This window comes from Pseudomonas sp. P39-UII1 (genome assembly GCF_039672635.1).
Classification (GTDB): Bacteria; Pseudomonadota; Gammaproteobacteria; order Pseudomonadales; family Pseudomonadaceae; genus Aquipseudomonas.
Genome location: NZ_JBDFPP010000006.1, coordinates 154,942 through 181,007 on the forward strand (window position 1 = coordinate 154,942; position 26,066 = coordinate 181,007).

22 protein-coding genes are annotated in these 26,066 nt (G+C 64.5%); 9 read left to right on the forward strand and 13 right to left on the reverse strand.

All coding sequences use genetic code 11. The annotated features are described in order from the left end of the window. The first annotated feature begins 165 nt into the window (after nt 1-165). From waaF to ABEH27_RS11015, 7 genes are read left to right on the forward strand one after another with little or no spacing between them, the layout of a single operon-like run. A complete protein-coding gene (gene waaF / locus ABEH27_RS10985) occupies nt 166-1,215 on the forward strand; it encodes a lipopolysaccharide heptosyltransferase II (protein WP_346613603.1) in 1,050 nt (349 codons plus the stop codon). Continuing rightward, nucleotides 1,216-2,274 (forward strand): lipopolysaccharide heptosyltransferase I, encoded by a 1,059-nt coding sequence (gene waaC / locus ABEH27_RS10990; RefSeq protein ID WP_346613604.1) that lies wholly within the window; start codon nt 1,216-1,218, stop codon nt 2,272-2,274. Then, the gene (locus tag ABEH27_RS10995; RefSeq protein ID WP_346613605.1) at nt 2,274-3,398 is read left to right on the forward strand and encodes a glycosyltransferase family 4 protein; all 1,125 of its coding nucleotides are present in this window, start codon (nt 2,274-2,276) and stop codon (nt 3,396-3,398) included. Before waaC ends, ABEH27_RS10995 begins: the two co-directional genes overlap by 1 nt. After that, complete coding sequence (gene rfaP / locus ABEH27_RS11000; protein WP_346613606.1) at nt 3,395-4,201, forward strand: lipopolysaccharide core heptose(I) kinase RfaP; 807 nt, start codon at nt 3,395-3,397, stop codon at nt 4,199-4,201. The genes ABEH27_RS10995 and rfaP overlap by 4 nt, the downstream gene beginning before the upstream one ends. Next, nucleotides 4,201-4,935: a lipopolysaccharide kinase InaA family protein gene (locus ABEH27_RS11005; RefSeq protein WP_346613607.1), complete on the forward strand. Its 735-nt coding sequence runs from the start codon at nt 4,201-4,203 to the stop codon at nt 4,933-4,935. Before rfaP ends, ABEH27_RS11005 begins: the two co-directional genes overlap by 1 nt. Continuing rightward, nucleotides 4,932-5,684, forward strand: coding sequence for a lipopolysaccharide kinase InaA family protein (locus ABEH27_RS11010; RefSeq protein WP_346613608.1), 753 nt, complete (start codon nt 4,932-4,934; stop codon nt 5,682-5,684). Before ABEH27_RS11005 ends, ABEH27_RS11010 begins: the two co-directional genes overlap by 4 nt. Next, nucleotides 5,684-7,126, forward strand: coding sequence for a lipopolysaccharide kinase InaA family protein (locus tag ABEH27_RS11015; protein ID WP_346613609.1), 1,443 nt, complete (start codon nt 5,684-5,686; stop codon nt 7,124-7,126). The genes ABEH27_RS11010 and ABEH27_RS11015 overlap by 1 nt, the downstream gene beginning before the upstream one ends. Here the strand turns inward: ABEH27_RS11015 and ABEH27_RS11020 are convergent. From ABEH27_RS11020 to ABEH27_RS11055, 8 genes are all read right to left on the reverse strand, one after another. Further along, the gene (locus ABEH27_RS11020; RefSeq protein WP_346613610.1) at nt 7,087-9,882 is read right to left on the reverse strand and encodes a DUF6543 domain-containing protein; all 2,796 of its coding nucleotides are present in this window, start codon (nt 9,880-9,882) and stop codon (nt 7,087-7,089) included. The two genes, ABEH27_RS11015 and ABEH27_RS11020, sit on opposite strands and share 40 nt — an antisense overlap. 66 nt (nt 9,883-9,948) lie before the next feature. Then, on the reverse strand, nt 9,949-10,125 hold the full coding sequence (locus tag ABEH27_RS11025) for a hypothetical protein (protein WP_346613611.1): 177 nt from the start codon (nt 10,123-10,125) through the stop codon (nt 9,949-9,951). Continuing rightward, nucleotides 10,122-11,234 carry a PepSY-associated TM helix domain-containing protein gene (locus tag ABEH27_RS11030; protein ID WP_346613612.1) on the reverse strand — a complete coding sequence of 371 codons (1,113 nt, stop codon included), beginning with the start codon at nt 11,232-11,234 and terminating at the stop codon, nt 10,122-10,124. Before ABEH27_RS11030 ends, ABEH27_RS11025 begins: the two co-directional genes overlap by 4 nt. Nucleotides 11,235-11,291: 57 nt before the next feature. Next, on the reverse strand, nt 11,292-13,727 hold the full coding sequence (locus ABEH27_RS11035) for a TonB-dependent siderophore receptor (RefSeq protein ID WP_346613613.1): 2,436 nt from the start codon (nt 13,725-13,727) through the stop codon (nt 11,292-11,294). Between the two features lie 218 nt (nt 13,728-13,945). Beyond that, the gene (locus ABEH27_RS11040) at nt 13,946-14,902 is read right to left on the reverse strand and encodes a FecR family protein (protein WP_346613614.1); all 957 of its coding nucleotides are present in this window, start codon (nt 14,900-14,902) and stop codon (nt 13,946-13,948) included. Next, nucleotides 14,899-15,417 carry an RNA polymerase sigma factor gene (locus ABEH27_RS11045; protein ID WP_346613615.1) on the reverse strand — a complete coding sequence of 173 codons (519 nt, stop codon included), beginning with the start codon at nt 15,415-15,417 and terminating at the stop codon, nt 14,899-14,901. The genes ABEH27_RS11040 and ABEH27_RS11045 overlap by 4 nt, the downstream gene beginning before the upstream one ends. A 100-nt stretch (nt 15,418-15,517) precedes the next feature. Beyond that, nucleotides 15,518-16,228, reverse strand: a complete 711-nt coding sequence (locus tag ABEH27_RS11050; protein WP_346613616.1) for a 3'-5' exonuclease — start codon at nt 16,226-16,228, stop codon at nt 15,518-15,520. Continuing rightward, entirely contained in the window at nt 16,225-18,162 is a 1,938-nt protein-coding gene (locus tag ABEH27_RS11055) for a putative nucleotidyltransferase substrate binding domain-containing protein (protein WP_346613617.1), read from the reverse strand. The genes ABEH27_RS11050 and ABEH27_RS11055 overlap by 4 nt, the downstream gene beginning before the upstream one ends. Nucleotides 18,163-18,348: 186 nt before the next feature. Here ABEH27_RS11055 and ABEH27_RS11060 point away from each other — a divergent pair, with 186 nt between their 5' ends. Continuing rightward, a complete protein-coding gene (locus ABEH27_RS11060; RefSeq protein WP_346613618.1) occupies nt 18,349-18,792 on the forward strand; it encodes a response regulator in 444 nt (147 codons plus the stop codon). A 130-nt stretch (nt 18,793-18,922) separates the two neighbouring features. On the opposite strand, the gene ABEH27_RS11065 is transcribed toward ABEH27_RS11060, so the two are convergent. Beyond that, nucleotides 18,923-21,100 (reverse strand): malate synthase G, encoded by a 2,178-nt coding sequence (locus tag ABEH27_RS11065; protein ID WP_346613619.1) that lies wholly within the window; start codon nt 21,098-21,100, stop codon nt 18,923-18,925. 454 nt (nt 21,101-21,554) lie between these two features. On the opposite strand from ABEH27_RS11065, the gene ABEH27_RS11070 reads away from it, so the two are divergent. After that, on the forward strand, nt 21,555-22,073 hold the full coding sequence (locus ABEH27_RS11070) for an ACT domain-containing protein (RefSeq protein WP_346613620.1): 519 nt from the start codon (nt 21,555-21,557) through the stop codon (nt 22,071-22,073). 320 nt (nt 22,074-22,393) lie between these two features. Here ABEH27_RS11070 and rarD read toward each other — a convergent pair whose 3' ends face one another. The 4 genes from rarD to ABEH27_RS11090 all read right to left on the reverse strand — a co-directional run bounded on the left by rarD (nt 22,394) and on the right by ABEH27_RS11090 (nt 26,041). Further along, a complete protein-coding gene (gene rarD, locus ABEH27_RS11075) occupies nt 22,394-23,281 on the reverse strand; it encodes an EamA family transporter RarD (RefSeq protein WP_346613621.1) in 888 nt (295 codons plus the stop codon). A 64-nt stretch (nt 23,282-23,345) separates the two neighbouring features. Continuing rightward, entirely contained in the window at nt 23,346-24,320 is a 975-nt protein-coding gene (locus ABEH27_RS11080; protein WP_346613622.1) for a serine/threonine protein kinase, read from the reverse strand. Between the two features lie 192 nt (nt 24,321-24,512). Next, nucleotides 24,513-25,277 carry a TOBE domain-containing protein gene (locus ABEH27_RS11085; RefSeq protein ID WP_346613623.1) on the reverse strand — a complete coding sequence of 255 codons (765 nt, stop codon included), beginning with the start codon at nt 25,275-25,277 and terminating at the stop codon, nt 24,513-24,515. A 26-nt stretch (nt 25,278-25,303) separates the two neighbouring features. Beyond that, the gene (locus ABEH27_RS11090; protein WP_346613624.1) at nt 25,304-26,041 is read right to left on the reverse strand and encodes a ComF family protein; all 738 of its coding nucleotides are present in this window, start codon (nt 26,039-26,041) and stop codon (nt 25,304-25,306) included. Between the last annotated feature and the right edge of the window lie 25 nt (nt 26,042-26,066).

Here is a 26,066-nt window from a genome sequence, read left to right on the forward strand (position 1 = left end):
CTTGCAGTACCTGGGCCTGTGTTCCCCCTGTGGGAGCCGGTTTGCCGGCGATTGGGGCGCGAAGCGGCCCGGGTGGTACACTGCACGCCACATAGCCTGAATATAAAGAGGGGAGGCCAGGCTGTACCGCAGCCTGCAGCCTCCCCGAGCGTTTCTGGACTAAGCATGAGAATACTGATCATTGGCCCAAGCTGGGTCGGCGACATGGTGATGGCGCAGACGCTGTTCCAGTGCCTGAAACAGCAGCATCCCGACTGCGTGATCGATGTGCTGGCGCCCGAGTGGAGCCGGCCGATCCTCGAGCGCATGCCCGAAGTGCGCCAGGCCTTGAGCTTCCCGCTCGGCCATGGCGCGCTGGAGCTGGCGACACGCCGGCGCATCGGCAAGTCCCTGGTCGGCCAGTACGACCAGGCGATCCTTTTGCCCAACTCGCTGAAGTCGGCGCTGGTGCCGTTTTTTGCCGGCATCCCCAAACGCACCGGCTGGCGCGGCGAGATGCGCTTTGGCCTGCTCAACGATGTGCGCAAGCTGGACAAGGCGCGCTACCCGCTGATGATCGAGCGTTTCATGGCCCTGGCCTACACGCCGGGTGCCGAGCTGCCGCAGCCGTACCCACGGCCGGCCCTGCAGATCGAAGCGCGGAGCCGCGAGGCCGCCCTGGCCAAGTTCGACCTGGCGCTGGACCGCCCGGTACTGGCGCTGTGCCCGGGGGCCGAGTTCGGCGAGGCCAAGCGCTGGCCGGCCGAGCACTACGCTGAAGTGGCTGACGCCATGATTCGTCAGGGCTGGCAGGTGTGGCTGTTCGGCTCGAAGAACGATCACCCGGTCGGCGAACAGATCCGCGACCGGCTGATCCCGGGTTTGCGCGAAGAGTCATACAACCTGGCGGGCGAAACCTCGCTGGCCGAGGCCATCGACCTGATGTCCTGCGCGGATGCCGTGGTGTCCAACGACTCCGGCCTGATGCACGTGGCGGCGGCGTTGAACCGCCCGCTGGTAGCGGTTTACGGCTCCACGTCGCCAGGCTTCACCCCGCCGCTGGCCGAACAGGTGGAGATCGTGCGCACCGGCATCGAGTGCAGCCCGTGCTTCGACCGCACCTGCCGTTTCGGCCACTACAACTGCCTGCGTCTGCTTGAGCCTGGCAAAGTCATCGCCGCCCTGCACAGCCTGGGTGGGCCGAACCTGATCGATACCGTGGCCGAGGTCGACTAAGTGCGGGTACTGATCATCAAGACCTCGTCGCTGGGTGATGTGATTCACACCTTGCCGGCGCTGACCGATGCCGCCCACGCCATCCCGGGCATCCGGTTCGATTGGGTGGTGGAAGAAGGCTTCGCCGAAATCCCCAGCTGGCACCCGGCGGTCGACCAGGTCATCCCGGTGGCCATCCGCCGCTGGCGCAAGAACATCTGGCAGACCATCAAGAGCGGCGAGTGGAAGGCGTTCAAACAACGTGTTCGCGAGCGCAAGTACGACCTGGTGATCGATGCCCAGGGCCTGGTGAAATCAGCCTGGCTGACGCGTTTCGTGAAGGCGCCGGTTGCCGGCCTGGACCGCTATTCGGCGCGTGAGGGCTGGGCCAGCCGCTTCTATGACCGGCGCCTGTCGGTCGCCACCGGCCAGCACGCGGTAGAGCGTGTTCGCCAGCTGTTCGCCATGGCCCTGGCCTACGACCTGCCCGAAGGCATCGGCAACTACGGCCTGGACCTCGACCGCCTGCAACTGCCGCCGGCGGCACCTTACGTGGTGTTCTTGCATGGCACCACGTGGGCGACCAAGCACTGGCCCGAGGCTTACTGGCGGCAACTGGCCGAGCGCCTGGGCCAGCGCAAGCTGCAGGTACGCCTGCCATGGGGTAACCAGGCCGAGAAGGACCGCGCCGAGCGCATCGCCCAGGGCTTGAACAATTGCCAGGTACTCCCCAAGTTGAACCTTGCCGGCGTCGCCCGTGTACTGGCGGCGGCCAAGGCCTGTGTGGCGGTGGATACCGGCCTGGGCCACCTGGCCGCAGCGCTGGATGTGCCGACCATTTCGCTGTTTGGCCCGACCAACCCGGGCCTCACCGGCGCCTATGGCCGCGTGCAGGTTCACCAGGCCAGCGATTTCCCCTGCGCACCGTGCCTGCAGAAAAAGTGCACCTACAAACCGAGCGCCGACGACCTGCGTCGGTTCGATCTCAAACGCGAGTGGCCGCTGTGCTTCACTCGCCTGAATCCCGAGCATGTGGCGAGCCGCTTGAGCGCGTTGCTGCTGGCTGAGGATGTCCGTTGATGCAACTGGCTTTCGTGCTTTACAAATATTTCCCCTTCGGCGGGCTGCAGCGCGATTTCATGCGCATTGCCCTGGAATGCCAGAAGCGGGGCCACCAGATCCGTGTGTACACGTTGATCTGGGAAGGCGACATTCCGCCCGGCTTCGAGGTGCTGGTGGCGCCGGTCAAGGCGCTGTTCAACCACCGTCGCAACGAGAAGCTCAGCGCCTGGATGGAGGCTGACCTCGCCAAGCGCCCGGTCGACCGGCTGATCGGCTTCAACAAGATGCCGGGGCTGGATGTGTACTACGCCGCCGACGGCTGCTTCGAGGACAAGGCCCAGACCTTGCGGGGCGGCATCTACCGCCGCTGGGGCCGCTACCGGCACTTTGCCGAGTATGAGCGGGCCGTGTTCGCCAAGGATTCTCGCACCGAGGTGCTGATGATTTCCGAGGTGCAGCAGCCGCTGTTCATCAAGCACTATGGCACCCCCGCCGAGCGCTTCCATCTGCTGCCGCCGGGCATTTCCCCGGACCGTCGGGCGCCAGCCAACGCGGCCGAGATTCGCGCCGAATTCCGCAAGGAGTTCAACCTGGGCGAAGACGACTTGCTGCTGGTGCAGATCGGCTCCGGCTTCAAGACCAAAGGTGTGGACCGTAGCCTCAAGGCATTGGCCGCGCTGCCGTCTGCGCTGCGCAAGCGCACCCGGTTGATGGTCATCGGCCAGGACGACCCCAAGGTGTTCCAGCTGCAAAGCGCCACCCTGGGCCTGGGCGAGCAGGTGCAGTTCCTCAAGGGGCGCAGCGATATCCCGCGTTTCCTGCTGGGTGCCGACTTGCTGATCCACCCGGCCTACAACGAGAACACCGGTACCGTGCTGCTCGAAGCCCTGGTGGCCGGCCTGCCGGTGCTGGTGTCCAAGGTATGCGGCTACGCCCATTACATCGCCGAGGCCGACTGCGGCCTGGTGCTGGATGAGCCGTTCGAGCAAGAGCAGCTCAATGCCTACCTGCAACGCATGCTCGATGACAAGCAGGCGCGTGCCGACTGGTCGCGCAATGGCCTGGCCTTCGCCGATACGGCCGACCTGTACAGCATGCCGCAGCACGCCGCCGACGTGATTCTGGGGCAGGAGCGCGCATGAAGCTGATACTGGCCGAACCGTTCAAACGCCTGTGGGCCGGGCGTGATGCCTTCGATGCGGTCGAAGCCCTGCAAGGCGAGGTTTACCGCGAGCTGGAGGGCCGCCGTACGCTGCGCACCGAAGTGGATGGCGAGGGGTTTTTCGTCAAGATCCACCGGGGTATCGGCTGGGGTGAAATCTTCAAGAACCTGTTCACCGCCAAGCTGCCCGTGCTCGGTGCCGGCCAGGAATGGCGGGCCATCCAGCGCCTGCATGAAGTGGGCGTGCCGACCATGACCGCGGTGGCCTACGGAGAGCGCGGCAGCAACCCGGCCACGCAGCATTCGTTCATCGTGACCGAAGAGCTGGCGCCGACCATCAGCCTGGAAGACTTCAGCATCGATTGGCTCAAGCAGCCGCCCGAGCCACGCCTCAAGCGTGCGCTGATCGCCGAGGTGGCGAAGATGACCGGTGGCATGCACCGCGCCGGGGTCAACCACCGTGACTGCTACATCTGCCACTTCCTGCTGCACACCGACCGCCCGGTAACAGCGGACGATTTCAAGCTGTCGGTGATCGACCTGCACCGCGCACAGACCCGTGCCACCATCAGCCGCCGCTGGCGCGACAAGGACCTGGCCGCGCTGTACTTCTCGGCGCTGGACATCGGCCTTACCCGGCGCGACAAGCTGCGCTTTCTGCGCGGTTACTTCCAGCGCCCGCTACGCCAGATCCTCGCGCAGGAGGCCACGCTGCTCGCCTGGCTCGACCGCAAGGCGCAGAAACTCTATGACCGCAAGCAACGCTATGGGGATGCACTCTGATGGCGGGTTGGACACTGGCGCCGGGCTACGAGCAGCTGGCGGCGGACTTCGGCAGCCTCGACGCGGTGTTTGCCCTGCAGGGTGAACGCCTGACCCGCGATCCGCTCAGCGAAGTCATCCGCATCGAGCGTGACGGGGTCAATTATTACGTCAAGCGTTACACCGGCGCCGGCAAGCACATGCGCCGCTACCTGGGCCGGCCGCGCATCAAGGCCGAATGGCAGAACCTCAAGCAGTTCGCCAAATGGGGCATCCCTACCGCCGAAGTGGTGGCATGGGGCCTTGAGCGCAAGGGGCTGGCCTTTGGCCGCGGGGCGATGATCACCCGCGAGTTGCCGCGCACCGAAGACCTGTCGGCACTGGCCGAGCGCAATGACCCCCGTTTGGCCGATCGTGCCTGGGTCGAGCACGTCAGCAGCCAGCTGGCGCGGCATACCCGGGTGATGCACGAGCACCGGTTTGCCCACAATGACTTGAAGTGGCGCAACCTGCTGGTCGATGACCAGGGCACACTATTCTTCATCGACTGCCCGACCGGTGATTTCTGGCGCGGCTTCATGTGGCGCCACCGGTTGATCAAGGACCTGGCGTGCCTGGACAAGGTCGCCAAATACCACCTGACGGCAACCCAACGCCTGCGCTTTTACCTGCAGTACCGCGGGCGCCAGCGCCTGAATGCGCGCGACAAACGGCGCATCCGCCAGGTGCTGAGCTTCTTCGAGGGAAGGGAATGACCGATTACCTGGCCAGCGCGGACCTCGCGCTGCTCAAACGCCATGGCCTGAACGACTTCGAGGCGCTGTGGGCCCTGCAACTGGACGCCGTGGACGAACCCAATACCGGCCGTGGCGGCTGGAGCAGCGTCTACCGCCTGGAACTCGAGGGCAAAGGCTATTACCTCAAGCGCCAGAGCGACTACCTGACCCGCACCTTGCACCGCCCGTTCGGCGAGCCGACCTTCGCCCGCGAGTTCCGCAACATCAGCCGTTATCAGAAGCTGCACATCCCGGCCCTGCAAGCGGTGTTCTATGGTGAGCGCAAGCAGGCCGGGCATCACCGGGCCATTCTGCTGACCCGTGCCCTAGACGACTGGAGTGACCTGGAAAGCCTGCTGGCGCAGTGGCCGCAGCTCAGCCCTGCGGCGCGCGATGGCATCCTCCAGGCCTGTGGCCAGCTGGCGCGCACGCTGCATAGCGCCGGCCAGGTGCACGGTTGCTTCTATCCCAAGCACATCTTCCTGCGCCAACGCCGCGAAGGCTGGGATGCGCAACTGATCGACCTGGAGAAGACCAGGCCGTTGCTGTTCGGCAAGCGTGACCGGCTCAAGGACCTGGAGCCGCTGCTGCGCCGGGCCCGTGCCTGGGGCGAGGCGGACGTGCGCAAGCTGTTGGCCGCCTACCTTGGCCAGCCGGCCGACAGCGCGCTGGTGGACACCTGGCTGCAACGCCTGACGCAACGCCGTCGTGAGAAGGAGGCCCGCTGATGCGTTTGTCTGAACTGAAAGAAACCGGGCGCAGCCCTTCGCTGCCGCTGGCGATCACCCTGGCCGATGCTGCGGGCAGCGCCGAGCTGCAGCTGCTGAGCCTGCTGCGTGTATTGCCGGGCCAGCGCTATGTGGGTGCCGGGGTGTGGCGCGGTACGCCGGTGTTGGCCAAGTTGTTGGTAGGCAGCAATGCCGCGCGCCATTTCCAGCGTGAGCTGGAGGGTGTGAAGCTGCTGGCCGAGCAAGGCCTGACCACCCCGAAACTGCTGGCAGACGGCCTCAAGGAAGGTGAGGGCGGCTGGCTGCTGTTCGAATTCCTCGACGGCGCCGAAAGCCTGGCCGATGCCTGGGCTGCAGTAGAACACCTGCCGGTGCTGGCCGACGAGCAGCACCTGGTGCTTGGCCAAGCGCTGACTGCGGTGGCGCAGATGCATGCCAAGGGCCTGTGGCAGGAAGACCTGCACCTGGACAACTTGCTGCGCCACGACGGCAAGCTGTACCTGATCGATGGCGCCGGCATCAAAGCCGAGACGCCGGGCCAGCAGTTGTCACGCCCGCGCGTGCTGGAAAACCTCGGGGTGTTTTTCGCCCAGTTGCCCAAGCGCCTGGAGCCCTTCATCGAAGAACTGCTGGTGCATTATCTGCTGGCCAATGCCGAGCACGCGCTGCCGATGGAAGCCTTGCAAAAGCAGGTGGACAAGGTGCGCAACTGGCGCCAGAAGGACTATCTGGAAAAGGCCGGCCGCGAGTGCACGCTGTTCAGTGTCGAACGCAGCCTTTCGGGCCTGCGGGCGATCCGCCGCGGTGAAGTCGAAGCGCTGCTGCCAGTGCTGGAGCAGGCCGACGCACTGATCGACCAGGGCCACCTGTACAAGACCGGCGGCGCCGCCAGCGTGGCCCGCATCGAGGTGGGCGGGCGCCCATTGGTGCTCAAGCGCTACAACATCAAGAACACCGCCCACTGGTTCAAGCGCTTCTGGCGCCCGAGCCGTGCCTGGCACTCGTGGATTGAGGGGCACCGCCTGGAGTTTCTCGACATCGCCACACCGCGCCCGCTGGCGGTGCTGGAACAACGGGTGATGGGCCTGCGCAGCCGGGCGTACCTGGTCACCGAATTTGTCGATGGCCCGGACCTCACCGCGTGTTTCGCCCCCTATGTGGAAAACGGCGAGGCGCCGGAAGAACAGGTCGACGCCCTGGTCAAGGTGATGCAGCAACTGATCCGCGAGCGCATCAGCCATGGCGACTTCAAGGGCCACAACCTGTTCTGGCACAACGGCCAATGGTCGCTGATCGACCTCGACGCGATGTGCCAGCACGCCACGCAACTCAGCTTTGCACCAGCCTACGCCCGCGACCGGGCGCGGCTGCTTCGCAACTGGCCGAGCAGCAGCGCCCTGCATCAGCGCCTCGACCGGCTGCTGCCAAGGCTTGTCGAGTAGGCCTGCGGCAGCGCCAGCCAATCGCTGCTGCGCCCGGCCTGGCGCACCCGGATGCGCCATTGCCGGTCTTGCCAGCGCAAGATCGCCCACGGCACCACGCCGGCTTGCTGGGCGTCGGGGATCAGCAGGTGGTAGCGCCCGGCGAGCAGGTGCGCCCGCACGGGCAATTGCCCGGCAGCGGTTTGCAGGTACAGCTGGCCGTCTGCCCGGTGCAGCCCTGCCACCGCATCCACCGTCTCACCCTCCAGCGGCGGTTGAAGGTGGCAGCTGGCCAGCAACTGCCCAAGGTCAGGCAGGCCGTCGTACCACAGCACCGGTGAGTCGATGACCCAGTTGCCGTTGGCCAGACGCTTGACCGGCTGCTGCAGGTAAGCATCGGGTTGCGTCGGGTCGATGACCCGCCAGCGATGGCCGTCGAACGAGACCTTGTAATAACGGCCGTGGGCGTCCTGGATGTAATACAGGGTCAGCCCTTCGAATGCCGATGTTTTTTCGAATACGCCTTCGCCGTGCACGCCTTCAATGTTGAAGCGCAGGTACTCGACCGCAGGTGTGATGCTGTAACGCGAGGGCAGCGGCAATGGCGGTTGCATAGGCATGCCCCGCATCATGCGGCGCATCAGGCCGGTGCTGACCACGCCTGTAGCGGCATCGTTGGCGAAGCCCAGGGCGTTGTAGGTATGGGTCAGCACGCCGTCGATGTCATCCTCGGCAAAGGCTTGCGCTCCATCCCAGATTTCTATGGCCATGCGCCCCAGCGCAAGCGGAACCTGCACACGCGCAGGCAGTACCAGGCTGATCAGGTCGAGCAGGCGCCAGGCCAGGTCGACGCCTTGCTGCAAATCGGCTTCCCCGGTGGTACGGCTGTTGGCATCGACACTGGCCAGCCAGCTGTGCACCTCGGCCCTGTAGCAGGCGAAAAACAGCTCATCGTCGATCGCTGGGGTGCGCAATACGGGGCTCAGCCGGCCCTTGTTCAGCAGCTGTTCGATGCGTGCAGCAGGCAACAGGGGCAGGCGCCCCGCCACATAGGTGCGCAGGGCGGGTTGATTGCGCAGCACACGCATCAGCTCGCGGGCGTTGCTCAACCCGCGCCAGGCCCGGCGGTCGGGTGCGTCCGGCGTGTACAGGATGAAACTGCCCACACTGGCGCCTTCGGCGTTGATCAGCAACACGCCTCGCAGGGTGTGGCCCTGGATGGTCAGCTGGCGCACGGTTATGCGTTGCCCGTCCACCGGGGGGCGTAGCGCATTATGGGGGTGGTCCAGTACCTGACGCACCCAGCGGTAGCGCTGTTCGCCCTGGTCGCGGCCAAGGTGCCCGGCATAACGCGCCTTGGCCGCCTCGGCGCGCATGCGGGCGCGGTTGATCAGGGCATGGGCGTTCAGGCGCCAGCGCCCGACCGGCGAATCCAGCAATTGGGTCTTCAGGTAATCAGCGTAGCTGCCACCGACATTAAGGTGCCTGATCATCGCCTTGATGTAGGCGGGGTTCAGCGCCTCGGGCAACGGCTTGCCATGGCGGTGATCTACCCGAGCAGTGAGCCAGTAGTCGTAGTCGAACCAGTTAAGGTTGCGCAATGCCAGCTGGTGCAGCGGGTAACTTTCCCTGACCAGCTCGATCATCTGCCCGCCGACCTGCTCGAAACCTCGCCAGGTCACGTAGATGGATGGGTTGAAGGGGTTCAGATGGGGCCCAGCCTGCCGGCTGTGCACGACATGGAGCATGATGTCGTCAGCGGTGTAGCGCAGGCCGTGATCGTGACGCAGGCGTTCCTCGACCCGTGCGCGGGCCCAGCCCAGCAGGCTGTCCTGCTGGCGGAACTGCCCCAGCGTGAGGATGCCTGGGGCGGCGACGCGATTGCCGGCTGCCACCAGTTGTTGCATGGCCTGCATGATGTGCGAGAGCGCCTGTGGCCCCGCTGCGCTCAACCAGTTGGGCAGATTTTTTTCCAGCAGCAGGCCGTAGCGGGTGTCGAGCAACGCTTGCTTACCGGCTTCGGCCGCCAGTGACAGCGCGTCACGCAGCGTTTCCACTGCCGGTGCACCCTGGGCGTCTGCCCAAGCCTGGTTGACGCGCAGGCGCTGTGCCTCGATCAGGCTGTCGACCTGGGCTTGCACCGGGTCATCGGCATACCACTCGTAGCGCAGGCGGTCGGCCTTGGCGGCGTTGGCCATACGCTCGGCATCGACCAGTAGGCGCAACAGGGGTGGGCCCTGTAGCGGGTCGTCGAGGCGCTCGCACAACTCAAGGTGCAAGTCGGCCAGCGTGTTGTAGGCCTCGATGCCCTGGGCCAGGCCGCACAGCAGCGCCGGCCCGCGGGCCTGCTCCGGGGTGAGCTCGGCAGCCTCGTCGTTGCCGGTGACGACCACGAACATACCCGGCAGCACCGCGCGGCTGTGGGGCTGGCTACGGCTGAGGACCAGGCGATACACCTGGGCACGCGTGGCCACTGGCTGGGGCCGCCGTTGCCAGGCGTTGGGCAGGTCGAGACACAGCGTGAGGGTGTCGGCCTCGGCGGCGGGCAAGGTCTGGTCGGCCTGGCGCAGTGTCAGCTCGGCGTGCATCAGGGCGCGGCGCAGGTCGGTGAGGCGGACCCTGCGCGAGCGGCCCTGGGGGTCGCCGGTGGCCCAGTATTCTGCCAGTTCGCCCTGCAGTTGCTGTCGGCTGAGCCATTGCCGGTCGGCGGCTGGCAATGGCGCCAGCAGGTCGATGATCTGCTGGTCGATGAATTCGATACGTTCCAGCGGTAGCATGATGCGCTCCTTTGGTGAGGGAGACGCAACGTTAGGGCGCTGGGCTATGGCCGGAGCGGTAGCCGGTTATCGGCCGCAAAGCCCGCGCAGGCTGAGCACGGCGGGCACGCCGAGGCCCAGCCAGGCCAGGGCGTCCCAGGCACCGTCACCCAGCAAGGCGGCAAACAGGCCGGCGGCACCGAGCACGCCGATGGCGGCCGGCCAGGCGAAGATCCGCCAGGATGATCGGGAGGCGTGGCTCATGTCCGTACCTCCCGGGTTTTGCGCTGCTTGCTCAGCCACAGGTACAGGCCGCTGCCGAGCACGATGATGGTCAGCACATCCAGTACCGCCCAGAGCATCTGCATGGGGCGCCCGCCGTAGTCACCGAAGTGCAGTGGCTGGGACAGCCCCATGGCGTCCATGTACCACGGGCGTTCGCCGACTGCCGTTACTTGCAGGGTGCGCGCATCGATCAGCACCGGGGTGAGCAGGTGCGAGGTCAGATGCGTGGAGCCCTTCATGAACACCGCGTAATGGTGCTCGCTGGAGAACCGCGTGCCGGGGAAGGCGATGAAGTCTGGGCGCATGCCGGGCGCGGCCTGCTCGGCGATGTCCAGCAGGCGGCTGGCCGGGGCCCGCTCGTCGAGCGGCGGGGCGTCACGGTAGGGTGCGACCATGGCCGCCAGGCTGTCGTTGCGCCAGGCGGCGATGACCAGGTCGGACAGGGCGCTGATCACCCCGGTGACACCCACGGTCAGTGCCCAGGCCAGGGTCACCACGCCAATCAGGTTGTGCAGGTCGAGCCAGCGCAGGCGGCGGGATTTGTCGTGGCGCACCGTGGTGAACGCCAGGCGGCGCATGAACGGTGCGTAGAGCACGGTGCCAGAGATGATCGCCACGACGAACAGCACACCCATGAACGCCAGCAGCAACTTGCCAGGCAGCCCCGCGAACATGTCGACGTGCAGGCGCAGCATGATCATCATGAAACCGCCGTTGGCCGCCGGCATGGCCACGGCCTCACCGGTGCGGGCGTCGAGCATGAAGGTGTGTGACGAATTGGGTTCGGTGCCCGCGGTGGCGGCGGTGATCGCCACCACGCCGTTGCGCACATCCTCGTCGTAGCCGAAGTACTGCATTACTTCGCCGGGGCGGTGCTGCTCGGCCTTGACCACCAGTTGCTGCAAGTCCAGGTGTGGGGTATCGGCGGGCATTTCGCGCAGCTCGGGGGCATCGCCGAGCAAATGTTCCAGCTCGTGGTGGAAGATCAGCGGCAGGCCGGTCAGGGCCAGCAACAGCAGGAACAGGGTGCAGACCAGGCTGCTCCAGGTGTGGATGAAGGACCAGCGGCGGATGGTTTGGCTTTTCATCACGGTACCGTTTCACGCCTGAGAAAAACTGGGGCCGCGCAGCGGCCCCGGTTTCACTCAGAACTTGTAGTTGACGCTAGCCACCACGTTGCGCTCGTCGCCGTAGTAGCAGTAATAACCGTCACAGGTCGAGAGGTAGTCCTTGTTGAACAGGTTCTTCGCGTCCACGGCAACCGTCACACCCTTGAGCGTGCCGTTCAGGCGGCCCAGGTCGTAGTGCACCGACGCGTCGTAGACGGTGTAGGAGCCGACATGGCCCCAGTCGGTGTTGGTGGTATTGCCATAGGTATCACCCACATAGCGCACGCCGACGCCCACACCAAAGCCGTCGAGGGCGCCTTCATGCCAGGTGTAGTCGGCCCAGCCCGTGGCCTGGTTGCGCGGAACCTGAGCCATGCGCTTGCCTTCCTCGCCCGCGTTGCCTTTGGTGATCTCACTGTCGTTGTAGGTATAGGAACCTATCAGCTTGAGGTTTCTGGTTACATCCGAGGTGGCCTCCAGCTCCAGGCCCTTGACCCGAACCTCCCCGACTTGGCGAGTCACGCTGCCTTCGGTCACCGACATGTTTTGTTGGGTCAGGTCGAACACGGCCGCGCTGAGCAGGGTTTTGCTACCGGGTGGCTGGTACTTGATGCCCAGTTCGTATTGCTTGCCTTCGGTAGGCTTGAACGCATCGGTGCTGTTCACAGACGCCCCGGTCGCCGCCTGGAACGACTCGGCATACGAGAGGTACGGGGTAACGCCGTTGTCGAACACGTAGCTGAGCGCTGCGTTGCCGCTGAATTTCTTGTCACGCTGGGTGTTGGTGGCGTCGCCCTGGTTATGGAAGGTGGTGCCGGTGTGCACCCAGTCTTCACGACCGCCGAGGGTCAGGCGCCAGTTATCCAGGGCCATCTGGTCCTGGATGTAAAGGCCGGTCTGCTGGGTTTTCTGATCGTAGTCGTACATGTCGAAGTACTGAACGTTCGAAAAGTCCTGGCCGTAGATCGGGTTGTGGATATTGCTTGCAGGTACGCCGGCCGAGCCCCAGCGCCAGCGGGCGTTGCTGTCTGAGCGCTGGTGGTCAAGGCCCAGTAGCACCGTATGGGCGACCTTTCCGGTCTGGAAGTCGGCCTGGAAGTTGTTGTCCACGGCGAATTGGGAGATATCTTCTTCTACGATACCGGCTGTGCGTTGCACCGTCCCATCGGCGCTGACCGCTTCGTCCGGGCCTGCCGGCCAGATCGAACCGCCGGCGGTGATGCCCTTGAAGTCCAGTTCGTTGCGCGCGTAGCGCAGGTTCTGGCGGAACTGCCAGGTGTCATTCAGACGGGTCTCGAATGCATAGCCTAAGTGGTAGTACGTACGGTCGTAGGATTCCCAGTCCGGATCACCCAAGTTCTTGTGGTGAGAGATCTTGCCCGCTGGGCTATCCAATTTAGTGCCCTGCAGGGGCAGGAACTGACCAGTAATGCCGGTATCGTCGCGGGTGTACTGGGAAATGAACGTCAGCTTGGTGTCGTCGTTGATATTCCAGGTCAGGCTGGGGGCAATGTTGTAGCGTTTGTCAGGAATGTGGTCGATCGGCGTGCCGCTGTCGCGCACCGTGCCACTGACGCGGTACAGGAACTGCCCTGCGTCATCGACCTTGCCGGTACTGTCAAAGTTGATCTGGCGGTGGTTGTTGCTCCCCACCTGCGCTTCCACTTCATGGCTGGTTTCCAACTCTGGGCGGCGGCTGGTCATGTCCAGCAGGCCACCTGGTGGGGTTTGGCCGTAGACGGACGACGCCGGGCCACGCAGTACAGCGATGCGCTCCAGGTTCCACGGCTCGATTTTTGGCGAGGCGTAGTTGCCCTTGGGTAATGGCAGGCCATCAAGGAACTGGGTAGGCACGAAACCACGCACCAGCAACCAATCGCTGCGCGAGTCGGAGCCGTATCCGCTGCTTTGTACCCCGGCGGTATAGCGCAGGGCGTCATTGAGATTGAGGACGGGGCGGTCTTCCATCTGCTGGCGGGTGATCACGGTAACCGAGCGAGGCAGTTCGGCGATCGAGGTGTCGGTTTTGGTACCGGCGGCGGTGCGTGTTGCGGTGTAACCCTCGACCGGGCCCCAAGCGCTTTCATACGAAGCGTTGGCATTGATCGCGGTTTCTGGCAGGGCCAACGTGCCATCCGGCACGGCCACCAGGCTGTAGCTGCCGACGCTGCTCTGCTGCAGTTGCAAACCGGTGCCGCGCAGGGCTGCCTGCAAGGCGCCGAGGCCGTCGAACTTGCCGTTGACCGGCGCCGAGTTGCGGCCGCTGACCAGTGCCGAGTCGATGGCCAGGGCAATGCCCGACTGGCTGGCGATCTGGTTCAGGGTAGTGGCCAGCGGGGCGCTCGGCAGGTTGTAGGCGCGCTGGGCGGATTGCTCGGCGGCGAACAGGGCAGGGCTGGCCAAAGGCGCGGCCAGGGCGATGGCAAGGGCCATCAGGCTGGGGCGCAGGATACGATCAACAGCACGGGACATGCAGCGGCTCCTCGACGGATAAGTGCTAACTGCTTCCTTGCCGAGTGAGATTCCAGAAGTGACAGGGGTAATCTGAAAAATAGTGAGAATTAGTTAACTCATTGTTGCGTGTGCCGCCCTCTTCGCGGGACACGCCCGCTCCCACAGGTACCCCATTGCCCTCAGGGCAGTGAAAAACTGTGGGAGCGGGCTTGCCCCGCGAAGAGGCCGTTACGGTTTTACTTGGGCACCACGTTTACCCACCACTGGGTATGCCGTTCGATCTTCACCGGCAGCGCTGGTACCAGCGAGGCCAGCGCCAGGTCGGTGTTGTTCAGCGGGAAGCTACCCGTCACGCGCAGGTCGGCGACCTCATCGGCCACACCCAGGTGGCCGCTGCGGTACTTGCCCAGCTGTTCCAACAGGTCGGCCAGGCGAACGTTGTCGACCACCAGCATGCCGCGGGTCCAGGCATCGGCACCGGCCGCGACCGGGCCGACCTGGCCCAGGCCGTTGGCGTTCATGAGCACTTGCTGGCCTTCGCGCAGCACCTGCTCGTCACCGCTGTTGAGCGGCATGGCAGCCACCGAGGCCTGCATCACCTCCAGGCGCGTGCCGTTTGCCTCGCGGCGCACCAGGAAGCGCGTCCCCAGTGGGCGCAGGCGGCCATCGTCGGTGCGCACCAGCAAAGGCCGTGGGTCGTCATGGCCGGTCTCCACCGAGATCTCGCCTTGGTGCAGCACCAGCACGCGTTGGTCGCCCTGGTAATCGATATCCACTGCGGTGTGCGTGTTCAGGCTCAGCAGCGTGCCGTCTTCCAAACGCAGGGTGCGCAGTTCACCGGTTGCAGTGCGTTGGTCTGCCAGCCAGTAGCTGGCAGACAGCGACGGCGCGCCAACCCAGGCCAGCAACGAGCCGAGCAGGAACATGCCGGCCAGACCGCCGCCGACCTTGGCCACCCGCCGGCGCAGGCCGACGCGCGATTGCTGCAGGGCTTGGCGTGCGGGGCCTGCGGCGGCACTTACGCGCTGGTCGAGGGTGCCCAGTTGGCGCCAGGCACGGGCATGTTCTTCACTGGCGGCATGCCAGCGCATGAATTCGTTGCGCTCGTCGGGCGTGCCAGCGGCATCGCCCAGGCTCATTTTCCAGGCGATGGCCGCCTCCAGCACCCCGGCGGAAACCGGTGCATTGTTCACGTCGGTTCCCCGTACAGGGCCACGTAGCACTGGCGCATGCCCTGGGCGATGTACTGGCGCACGCGCGATACCGATACGCCAAGGCGTTCGGCGATCTCGGCATGCCCCATGCCATCCAGGCGGTTGTGCAGGAAGGCCGCCCGGGCCTTGCTCGACAGCTTGCCGAGCAGGCGGTCGATGGCCTTGAGGTCTTCGAGGATCAGTAGCTGTATTTCGGGTGAGGGCTGTTCGGCTTCCGGCAAACGCGCCAGTTCGGCCAGGTAAGCCTGCTCCAGCGCCGCGCGGCGGAAGTGGTCGAACATCAGCCCCTTGGCCACGGCGGCGAGGAAGGCGCGGGGTTCGCGGGGGGAGTCCAGCTGCGCGCGGCCGAGCAGGCGCACGAAGGTGTCCTGGCTCAGGTCTTCGGCGCGCTGGCGGCAGGCCATGCTGCGCTGCAACCAGGCCAGCAGCCAGCCGCGATGATCGCGGTACAGCGCACCGACCAGTTCGGCGTGTGGGCTCTGAACAGAAGACAAGCCGTGTTCCCCCCGGAACGAATGCATTAACTAACGATAACTATTCGCGATTGTTGCAGAGGCGGGGGGCGGGGCGCAATGGACGCTTATCGGATTGCCACTACAGGCCGTGGTTGTGCACGTTACGTCGCCGCCAGGTGCGCAGGCGCTGTTCGAGCTGCAACGGGCTGTCGAGCTGCTGGCGGCGAGCCTGGCTGAACAGGATCAAGGCCAGTTCGGCGGTCACCTGAGCATCGGCACTGGCGTGGTGGCGCTCTTCAACCTGCAGGCCGAAGCGCGCCACCCAGTCGTCCAGCCCGGCCTCGCGCAATACGGTATCCGGGTTGAGCAGGGGGGCCAGTTCGGCAACGTCGAGGAAGGGCTGTTGCAGGCGATAACCCAGGCTTTCTTTCACGGCCCGAGCCAGCATGCGTTGGTCGAAGGGGGCATGAAAAGCCAGCACCGGGCTGTCGCCGATGAACTCGAGCAGCGCGAGCAGCGCCTCGGCCGGGTCGCTGCCTGCGGCCAGGGCGCTGGGGCCGAGGCCGTGAATCAGCACGCTGGCGTTGGTCTTCTGGGTCGGGCGATGCAGGGTACGCTCGAACTGCTGGGAGAAGTCGATGGCACCGTCCTCGATGGCCACGGCACCGATCGACAGCACCTGGTCGCGGCTGGGGTTCAGGCCGCTGGTCTCCAGGTCCAGCACCACCCAGCGCTGTTCACGCAGTGAACAAACGCCCAGCGGCGCGGGCCTGGGCAACCGAGCCAGGCGCTGATGCAAGGCGTCGTCCAGGGCGGGGGCGGCCGGCCGTAGCCAGGCGAACAGGCTCATAACTGGTACCGCAGGGCCAGGCTGCTTTGCAGGCGCTGGGCCTGGCGCAAGGACTCACGCAGGATGCGCCGGTCCAGATGGTTGAGGCTGTCTGGGTCGAGCCGGTTGGAATACGGCAGGTTGTCGCGGCTCTGGCGCTGGTGCTGCTGCATGCGGGTTTGCTGGATGAAGTGATAGGCCTCTTCATAAGCCGCGCCATCGAGTGGCGCGATAACGCCTTTTTCGACCAGCTGGCGCAGCCGCTCAAGGGTATTGCAGGCGCCGATGCCATTGGCCAGGGCCAGCAGCCGCGCACCGTCTACGAATGGCGTCAGGCCCTGGACCTTGAGGTCGAGGGTGGCGGCCTTGTCGTTGCCCTGGCGGGTCAGCACGAACTCGCGCAGGCGGCCTACCGGTGGCCGCTGGCGGAGGGCGTTGTCAGCCATCATGCGCTGGAATATGCGGTTGTCGGCCACTTGCTCCAGTACGCTTTGGCGCAACTGTTCGCACCCTTGTTCATCGCCCCAGACCACACGCAGGTCGAAGTAGATGCTGGAGCCCAGCAGGTTCTCCGGGCTGGCTTCGCGGATGAAGCCAGCGAAGCGCCGTGCCCACTCGGTGCGCGACAGGCACAGCGCGGGGTTGCCGGCCATGACATTGCCCTTGCACAAGGTGAAGCCGCATTGGGCCAGGCTCTGGTTGATGGACTGCGCCAGCGGCAGCAGGCGCGTGCGTATGGCGTCGGCCTCTGCGCTGTCGGCGGCATCGAAGAGGATGCCGTTGTCCTGGTCGGTATGCAGCGTCTGCTCACGGCGCCCCTCGCTGCCGAAGCACAGCCAGCTGAACGGCACGCCTGGGTCGCCACGCTCGGCCAGGGCCAGCTCGATTACCCGGCATACCGTGTGGTCGTTGAGCAGGGTGATGATCTGGGTGATCTGCGTCGAGGAGGCGCCATGGGCGAGCATGCGTTCGACCAGTTGGCCGATCTCGCCGCGCAGCGACACCAGCGAGTCCAGCCGCGGGGCGTGGCGAATGGTGCGGGCCAGGTGCACCAGGTCGACCCGCTGCAGGGAAAACAGGTCGCGCTCTGAAACCACGCCGCACAAGCGCTGGTTGTCCACCAGGCAGACGTGGGCAATGTGCCGCTCGGTCATCGCCATGGCGGCATCGAAGGCACTGGCCTGCGGGCTGAGGTAGAACGGTTTGGCGGTCATGTGCCGGTCGATCGGCGCGCCCAGGTCGGCATCGGCCGCGGCCACCACCTGGCGCAGGTCGCGCAGGGTGAAGATGCCCACCGGGTAACGCTGCGGGTCGATCACGACGATACTGCCGACCTGCTGCTCGTGCATCAGCCGCACAGCGTCACGCAGGGGCATGTCGGGGGTGCAGACCACCGGGTGACGCATGGCCAGTTCGCCCAGCGGGGTGTTCAGCGAGTACTGGGTGCCAAGGGTTTCCACGGCGCGCTGGCGCACCTGCTGGTTGACCTGGTCGAGCAGGCTGCTGACGCCGCGCAAGGCAAAATCGCGAAACACTGCAGACATCGAGAAAACGCGGATGAAGGCGGCTTTGTTCAATTGCAGGCAGAACGTGTCCTCACCCGCCAGGTGCTCGGTGCGGGTCGCGCGCTCCCCCAACAGCGCGGCCAGCGGGAAGCATTCACCGCTGGTGATTTCGAAGGTGGTTTCAACGCCTGGCTTGACCAGGTGCTGGCGCTCACCGACCACGCGGCCCTGCTTGACGATGTAGAAGTGCTCCACCGGCCCGTCGGCGGGCTTGATGATGCTTTCACCACGCGCATGGAAGCGCAGCTGGCACTGTTCCACCAGAAACGCCAGGTGGCTGTGCTCCATCTGGTTGAACGGCGGGAAGCGCTGCAAGAACTGCAGAGTGCCTTGAATGTTCTGCAGCACTGCTGTTCTGCCCGCTTGGCTGTAGGCGTCCTTTTTGCTCATGAAACTGACCGTATCGCTACGCCGAACTATATATATCTATATATAGGTGCGGCCTTGTTGTTCTCGGCCCCCATGGTCGGCTGACGGCCGTGTGGTGCCCATTGGACGTAAGTCTATGAGCCTGGTGTGATCAATTTCGCATGCCGCGGTCTTACCGGTGAGCAAGATCTATTTGATGAGACGAACATGGTTGAGCATGACGACATCCTGAGTGACGCAGAACGCGAGGCATTGGCCGGTTTGAGTGCACCTATAGCGCCCAAGCCGGTGGTGCTGGTTGTCGATGACAACCCGGTGAATAGCGAGGCACTGAGCCTTTACCTGAAAAGCAGGGGCATTGAGTGCATGCAGGCCGACGGGGCTCAGGAGGCGATGTTCAAGCTGCATTATGAACCGCGAATCTCCTTGATGATCACCGACCTGCGCATGCAGCCCGAGGATGGCCTGGAACTGATTCGGCAGATTCGAGAGACGGAGCGGGCGGCGTTGTCGATCATCGTGGTGTCGGGCGACACCGATGTGAAGGAGGCGGTAGACGTGATGCACCTGGGGGTAGTGGATTTTCTGCTCAAGCCAGTGGATCTGGGGAAGCTGTTGCAGCTGGTGAAGAAGGAATTGAAGCTCGAATAGCTGTGTTCTCGGTGCGGGCCCCATCGCCGGCAAGCCGGCTCCCACAGGTACAGTACAGCCCTTGAGGCCGGTGCTCTACCTGTGGGAGCCGGCTTGCCGGCGATTGGGCCGCAACGCGGCCCTTTGCGGATCAGAGGCCGTTACGCGCCTTGAACTCGCGGCGGCGGCGGTGCAGCACCGGCTCGGTATAACCGTTCGGTTGCTTGGCACCTTCGAGCACCAACTCCACCGCTGCCTGGAAGGCCACGTTGTCGTCGAAGTTCGCCGCCATCGGGCGGTACTGGGCGTCGCTGGCGTTCTGCTTGTCGACCACTGCAGCCATGCGCTTGAGGCTCTCTACCACCTGCTCCTGGCTGACGATGCCATGGCGCAGCCAGTTGGCCAGCAACTGGGCCGAGATACGCAGGGTGGCGCGGTCTTCCATCAGGCCGACGTTGTTGATGTCCGGCACCTTCGAACAACCCACGCCATGGTCGATCCAGCGCACCACGTAGCCGAGGATGCCCTGGGCGTTGTTGTCCAGCTCGTTGCGGATTTCTTCTTCCGACCAGTTGGTGTCGGCAGCCAGCGGGATGCTCAGAATATCGTCGACCGAAGCCGGAGTACGGCTGGCCAGCTCGCGCTGACGGGCCTGCACGTCGACCTTGTGGTAGTGCAGCGCGTGCAGGGTGGCTGCAGTCGGCGACGGCACCCAGGCGGTGTTGGCGCCGGCCAGCGGGTGGGCGATCTTCTGCTCGAGCATGGCGGCCATCAGGTCCGGCATGGCCCACATGCCCTTGCCGATCTGCGCGCGGCCTTGCAGGCCGGTGGCAAGGCCCACGTCGACGTTGTTGTTTTCGTAGGCACCGATCCACTTCTCGTTTTTCATGGCGCCCTTGCGCACCACGGCGCCGGCCTCCATCGAGGTGTGGATTTCGTCACCGGTACGGTCAAGGAAGCCGGTGTTGATGAACACCACGCGTTCGGCGGCCGACTTGATGCAGGCCTTGAGGTTGACCGTGGTACGGCGCTCCTCGTCCATGATGCCGACCTTGACGGTGTTGCGCGGCATGCCCAGCAGGTCTTCGACCTGGCTGAAGATTTCAGCGGCAAACGCCACTTCTTCCGGGCCGTGCATCTTCGGCTTGACGATGTACACGCTGCCGGTGCGGGTGTTCTTGCGGGTGGTGTTGCCGTTGAGGTTGTGCAGGGCGATCAGGTTGGTGAACAGGCCGTCCTGGATGCCTTCCGGAATTTCGTTGCCCTGGGCATCGAGGATCGCCGGGTTGGTCATCAGGTGACCGACGTTACGCACGAACAACAGCGAGCGACCATGCAAGGTGACGCTGCCGCCATTTGGCGCGGTGTACTCGCGGTCGGGGTTCATGGTGCGGGTGAAGGTCTTGCCAGCTTTGCTTACGCTTTCGGCCAGGTCGCCTTTCATCAGGCCCAGCCAGTTGCGGTAAACGATGACCTTGTCGTCGGCATCGACGGCGGCGACCGAGTCTTCGCAGTCCATGATGGTGGTCAGCGCCGACTCCATCAGGATGTCTTTGACGCCGGCGGCGTCGGTGCTGCCGACCGGGGTGCTGTCGTCGACCTGGATCTCGAAGTGCAGGCCATTGTGCTTGAGCAGCACAGCAGTCGGCGCGGCGGCGTCGCCGTGGTAACCAATCAGCTGGGCGTCATCACGCAGGCCGCTGTTGCTGCCACCCTTCAGGGCGACGATCAGCTTCCCACCCTCGATACGGTAGGCCGTGGAGTCAACGTGGGAGCCTGCAGCCAGCGGCGCGGCTTCGTCGAGGAAGGCGCGGGCGAAGGCGATGACTTTGTTGCCACGCACCTTGTTGTAGCCCTGACCTTTTTCGGCGCCGCCTTCATCGCTGATGGCGTCGGTGCCGTACAGCGCGTCGTACAGCGAACCCCAACGGGCGTTGGCGGCGTTCAGGGCGAAGCGCGCGTTCATCACCGGCACGACCAGCTGTGGGCCGGCCATGTGGGCGATTTCTTCGTCCACATTCTGGGTGGTGGCCTGGAAATCGTCGGCTTGTGGCAGCAGGTAGCCGATTTCCTGGAGGAAGCTCTTGTAGGCTACGGCGTCGTGGGCCTGGCCTTTACGTGCCTGGTGCCAGGCGTCGATCTTGGCTTGCAGCTCGTCGCGCTTGGCGAGCAGGGCTTTGTTCTTGGGGGCGAGGTCGTTGATGATCTTTTCTGCCCCGGCCCAGAACGCATCGGCTTTGACGCCGGTTCCAGGGATCGCTTCGTTGTTGACGAAGTCGTACAGGGCCTTGGCGACCTGAAGGCCACCGACTTGAACGTATCCAGTCATTGCTTGCCTCACCTTTGCTCAGCTATTTCGCTTTCGCTCTTCTGTATTAAGCCTGTAGCGCTTCTCTAAACACGGCACCAGTTCATGCTCTCGCCACTACGAGAGCGGCTGGGTGCGGCTCGCCAGGCAGGCTGGCGGGCGGTTGGCGTATTTTCACAGGCGCCTTGGCAGACATCGAAACGACGTTTTGTAGTCCGCGCCAGCGCATACTACATGAAGCAGCAGGCTGGTAAACATCAGACTAAAAGCGTCGCTCTGCGACCGGGTGGTCGCTTCGGGTCACGCTGGGAGTGGGTATGTTCGCAAAAAACCGGTGGATTGTTCCAGATAAATCTTGAAACAGTACACGATTAGTTCGGCGGACGGCCCTGCGGCAGGTTGCCGCGCCTTGCCTATACTGAGTCGATCCCCCTATTTGCGCCGCTTTGGGCGGCTCGACGCAGAGGAAGCCCCCGTGGATCATCTTGTACTGACCGTGATCGCCCCTGACAAGGCGGGCCAGGTAGAACGCATTGCCCAGTGCATCGCCGACCACAACGGTAACTGGTTGGAGAGCCGTATGTCGCGCATGGCCGGCCAGTTCGCCGGAATCTTGCGGGTGGCGGTGCCTGCAGAAAACTACGATGAGCTGGTGAAGTCGCTGCAGGCGTTGGGCCAATACGACATTCGCGTGTTGATCGCCGAGAGCGGCATCGAGCCTTCGTGTACGTGGAAGCCGATTGCCATGGAGCTGGTGGGCAATGACCGGCCCGGCATCGTGCGTGACATTACCCGTTTGCTGGCCGAGCAGGGTGTGAACCTGGAGCGCTTTACCACCGAAGTGCGCCCTGCGCCCATGAGCAGCGAGCCGCTGTTCCATGCCGATGCCTTGCTGGCGCTGCCGTTGACCCTGTCGCTGGATGACCTACAGCAGAAGCTGGAGAGCCTGGCGGATGATTTGATGGTGGAGTTGAAGTTGCGGCCGGAGGATTGAGCTGTGGGCGGGGCCGCTGCGCGACCCTATCGCCGGCAAGCCGGCTCACACAGGGTTTGCGCAGACGCGTCGGCTGGGCAGCGATCGGGGCGCGAAGCGGCCCGCCGCGTTATCCCGGTTTTACGGGGACGGCCCTGTGGATAAGCTGGGGGTGCACCTCGCCAGCCCAATAACGGCGAGGCTCCGGGCGATTTGTGCAAAAAACGTCCACTAATCAGTCGCTTGTGCACAAACCACGGGGACGAGGGTGTGGATAACCTCTGGAGATGTTCTGCCAGGCCACGAACTGCGTGGCCTGCAGAGTTTTGATCATTAATTGATCAGGCGCGCTTGCGTAAATTCAGCCAGGCATCGACGCTGTACAGCGCCAAACCCGCCCAGATGCACACGAATGCCACCAGGCTGCTCGAGCACAAATGCTCATCGAACAACAGCACTGCCTGCAGCAACACCAGGGTAGGCGCCAGGTACTGCAGGAAGCCCAGCGTGGTGTAGGGCAAATGCCGGGCTGCGGCGTTGAAGCACACCAGCGGGATCAGCGTCACCGGCCCCGCAGCCATCAGCCACAGCGCCTCGCTGCTGGTGTAGAAGGCGCCCTGCGCGCTCATTGCGGTGGGGTGCAGCAGCAGCCAGCCAAGCGCCAGAGGCACCAGCATCCAGGTTTCCACCACCAGCCCCGGCAGTGCCGCAACCGGTGCCTGCTTGCGGATCAGCCCGTAAAAACCAAAGGTCAGCGCCAGCACCAGTGACACCCATGGCAGGCTGCCGACCTGCCATACTTGTTGCGCCACACCCAGCGCAGCCAACCCCACCGCCAGCCATTGCAGGCGGCGCAGGCGCTCACCTAGCAAAAGCATGCCCAACAGCACGTTGACCAGCGGGTTGATGTAGTAACCCAGGCTGGCTTCGAGCATGCGCCCGTTGTTCACCGACCAGACGTAAGTCAGCCAGTTGCCGGCAATCAAGGTGCCGCTCAGGGCCAGCACGGCTAGCCGGCGTGGGTTGTCACGCAGCTCCCGCCACCAGCCTGGGTGCTTCCAGACCAGCAGTAACAGCGAGCCGAACAGTGCCGACCAAAGCACCCGGTGGACGATGATTTCCACCGCGGGGACGCTCTGGATGGCTTTGAAATACAGCGGGAACAAGCCCCAGATGATGTAGGCCGAAAGGCCAAGAATGTACCCGCGACGCGGGTTTGCGGCGTGCATGCAGAATCCTTGCTTAGGTAGCTAAATACAGCGACGCCTATTGTAGTCAGACCCTTGCGGGCATTTAGAACAATTTCAGCGGTTGCTCGTCGAGCGCCGCCATTTGCTCGCGCAGGGCAAGGATCTGATCGCCCCAGTAACGCGGCTGGCCAAACCAGGGGAAGCTGCGGGGGAATGCCGGGTCATCCCAGCGCCGTGCCAGCCAGGCGCAGTGGTGCAGCTGGCGCAGGGCGCGCAAGGGCTCGATCAGTGGCAGCTCGCGCGGGTCGAAGTCGTGGAACTCGTTGTAGCCGTCGATCAGCTCTGCCAGTTGGCCGAGGCGTTCTTCACGGCTGCCGGCGAGCATCATCCACAGGTCCTGTACCGCCGGGCCCATCCGGCAGTCGTCGAGGTCGACCACGTGATACACCTCGTCGCGATGCATCAGGTTGCCTGGGTGCAAGTCGCCGTGCAGGCGCATCACCTTATGTGGCGTGCGTGCGTAGATGTCCTCGACCCGTTTCAACAAGTCGCGGGCTACGGACTCGAATGCGGGCAGCAATTCGCGCGGGACGAAGTTGCCTTCCAGCAGGGTTTGCAGTGAAGCGTGGCCGAAGTTGTCCACAGCCAGCGCTTCGCGATGCTCGAACGGCCTTGTCGCGGCAACTGCGTGCAGGCGGCCAAGCAGTTGGCCGAGCCGGTAGAGCTGGTCGAGGTTGCCGGGTTCCGGTGCATGGCCGCCGCGGCGGGGGAACAGCGTGAAGCGAAAACCCTGGTGCTCGAACAGCGTGCGGCCATCGTGCTGCAGGGGGGCGACCACGGGTACTTCACAGTCGGCGAGCTCGGCGGTGAAGCGGTGTTCTTCAAGGATCGCCTCATCGCTCCAGCGCCCGGGGCGATAGAACTTGGCGATCAGCGGTTGTTCGCCTTCGATGCCCACCTGATACACGCGGTTTTCGTAGCTGTTCAGCGCCAGGATCCGGGCATCGCTGAGAAAGCCGATGCTTTCAACGGCATCCAGGACCAGGTCTGGGGTGAGGGTATCGAAAGGGTGGGACATGAAAGCTCCGCAAGGGGAATGGGGCATCGAGCCCGCATTGTAATGACGCTCTGAGCGTTCAGCCTCCCCCAATCGGTTCGCAGGCGCAAGCGATCGCAGTGTCGCGCAGGCCTGCTGGGTATTAGCAGTTCTGCCAGTACCCGCAAGAAATGCTGCTGCTTACTGTCCTGCTCTTCAGCCATGCACCCTGACCTAGATCGGCACGCCCAGCAGGACGAAGGACGGGTGAAACTGCACCCTGGCCTCGGTACCCGCCTTCAGGCCCTGCTGGGCCAGCCAGTCGGTGTCGGCAAGTGCGCACAACGTCTGGCCGTTGCCCAGCGCCAATCGCAGCTCGCTCTGGCCGCTTTCATCCGCCAGCAGTTCTTCAATGCAGACCGGGAGGTAGTTACTGCCTGGCTCCGGCACATTATCTGCCCCAAGCAGCTGAACCCACCCGGCCTTGAGCAGCGCCACCACCGTTGTACCCAGGGTCAGCTCCAGGCGTGCGGTGCTGTCGTGGGTAATCAGCGCCTCGATCTGCAGGCCACCGCCCAGCGCCAGGCTCACGCAATCATGCCGGCCTTCACGGCGCAGGCCGCTGACCTTGCCCTGCAGCTGATTGCGCGCGCTGGTACGCAGCATCAGGCGCCCGAGCAGGTCGAGGTCGCTGGACTCTTCGGCGGCTTCAAGGATTTGCGCCTGCAGTGTTTGCAGGCGTTGATAAAGGCGCAGCACGCGTTCGCCTTCGACCGACAAGCGTGCGCCGCCGCCCCCACGCCCGCCGGTGCTGCGCTCGACCAGAGGCTGGCTGGCCAGGTTGTTGAGCTCGTCGATGGCATCCCAGGCCGCTTTGTAGCTGATGCTGGCGGCTTTGGCGGCGCGGGTGATCGAGCCTTGCTCGGCGATGTGCTGAAGCAGGGCGATGCGTTGCGGGCGGCGGGCGATGTGCTGGGTGAGCAGAGCGGGCAAGGACATGATGGCGCCTATCTGGGACTGACCCGTCAAGCTTGCCCCGGTTTTGCCGTGCGTGCCAGGCAATACACATCGACCTGCCGCGCACCGGCCCCGCGCAGCAGTGCGGCAATGGCCTGTGCGGTGGCCCCGGTGGTCAGTACGTCATCGACCACGGCCACGTGCAGGCCCTCGACAACGCCCTCGTCGACCAGGGCAAATGCCCGCTGCAAGTTACGCCGACGCGCCTTGGCATCCAGGCTTTGCTGCGCCGGTGTCTCGCGGGTGCGCTGCAGCAAACGTTCGTTGAGGGCGATTGCCAGGCGCTTCGACAGCCAGCGCGCCAACAGGCCGGCCTGGTTGAAGCCGCGCTCACGCTGTCGACGCCTGGCCAGGGGTACTGGTAACAGCAGGTCAGGCCTGGCCAGCCCTTCGGCATAGCGATGCTGCAGGCCAGAACTCAACATTTCGGCCATCAAACGGCCCAGCGGCCATTGGCGGTTGTGCTTGAAACGGCTGATCAGCGTATCCACGGGGAAGCCGTAATGCCAAAGCGCGACGACCTGCTCAAAGGCCGGCGCGCGGCGGCTGCACTGGCCGCAGGTGAGCCCGCCCATGGGTAGCGGCAGCGCACAGCGCAGGCAGTATTCACTCAACCACGGCAGCTCCTGCTCGCAGGCTACGCACAAAGGGTAGGGCTGTTCGGCCAGCTCATCGCACAGCGAGCAGGAGTGGTTAATATCTATACACTTGTAAACCAGTGCTTTTAACCAAGGTTGACAGTTCATAGGCCTTCCATGACTATGCGAGCTA

What these genes read in the sequence shown, in the direction of transcription:
- waaF (WP_346613603.1), top strand. Translation starts at nt 166, where the DNA reads ATGAGAATACTGATCATTGGCCCAAGCTGGGTCGGCGACATGGTGATG.
- rarD (WP_346613621.1), bottom strand. Translation starts at nt 23,281, where the DNA reads ATGCACGCCGCAAACCCGCGTCGCGGGTACATTCTTGGCCTTTCGGCC.
- ABEH27_RS11030 (WP_346613612.1), bottom strand. Translation starts at nt 11,234, where the DNA reads ATGAAAAGCCAAACCATCCGCCGCTGGTCCTTCATCCACACCTGGAGC.
- ABEH27_RS11005 (WP_346613607.1), top strand. Translation starts at nt 4,201, where the DNA reads ATGGCGGGTTGGACACTGGCGCCGGGCTACGAGCAGCTGGCGGCGGAC.
- rfaP (WP_346613606.1), top strand. Translation starts at nt 3,395, where the DNA reads ATGAAGCTGATACTGGCCGAACCGTTCAAACGCCTGTGGGCCGGGCGT.
- ABEH27_RS11050 (WP_346613616.1), bottom strand. Translation starts at nt 16,228, where the DNA reads ATGAGCCTGTTCGCCTGGCTACGGCCGGCCGCCCCCGCCCTGGACGAC.
- ABEH27_RS11015 (WP_346613609.1), top strand. Translation starts at nt 5,684, where the DNA reads ATGCGTTTGTCTGAACTGAAAGAAACCGGGCGCAGCCCTTCGCTGCCG.
- ABEH27_RS11085 (WP_346613623.1), bottom strand. Translation starts at nt 25,277, where the DNA reads ATGTCCTTGCCCGCTCTGCTCACCCAGCACATCGCCCGCCGCCCGCAA.
- ABEH27_RS11090 (WP_346613624.1), bottom strand. Translation starts at nt 26,041, where the DNA reads ATGAACTGTCAACCTTGGTTAAAAGCACTGGTTTACAAGTGTATAGAT.
- ABEH27_RS11010 (WP_346613608.1), top strand. Translation starts at nt 4,932, where the DNA reads ATGACCGATTACCTGGCCAGCGCGGACCTCGCGCTGCTCAAACGCCAT.
- ABEH27_RS11060 (WP_346613618.1), top strand. Translation starts at nt 18,349, where the DNA reads ATGGTTGAGCATGACGACATCCTGAGTGACGCAGAACGCGAGGCATTG.
- ABEH27_RS11035 (WP_346613613.1), bottom strand. Translation starts at nt 13,727, where the DNA reads ATGTCCCGTGCTGTTGATCGTATCCTGCGCCCCAGCCTGATGGCCCTT.
- ABEH27_RS11025 (WP_346613611.1), bottom strand. Translation starts at nt 10,125, where the DNA reads ATGAGCCACGCCTCCCGATCATCCTGGCGGATCTTCGCCTGGCCGGCC.
- ABEH27_RS11065 (WP_346613619.1), bottom strand. Translation starts at nt 21,100, where the DNA reads ATGACTGGATACGTTCAAGTCGGTGGCCTTCAGGTCGCCAAGGCCCTG.
- ABEH27_RS10995 (WP_346613605.1), top strand. Translation starts at nt 2,274, where the DNA reads ATGCAACTGGCTTTCGTGCTTTACAAATATTTCCCCTTCGGCGGGCTG.
- ABEH27_RS11080 (WP_346613622.1), bottom strand. Translation starts at nt 24,320, where the DNA reads ATGTCCCACCCTTTCGATACCCTCACCCCAGACCTGGTCCTGGATGCC.
- ABEH27_RS11055 (WP_346613617.1), bottom strand. Translation starts at nt 18,162, where the DNA reads ATGAGCAAAAAGGACGCCTACAGCCAAGCGGGCAGAACAGCAGTGCTG.
- ABEH27_RS11020 (WP_346613610.1), bottom strand. Translation starts at nt 9,882, where the DNA reads ATGCTACCGCTGGAACGTATCGAATTCATCGACCAGCAGATCATCGAC.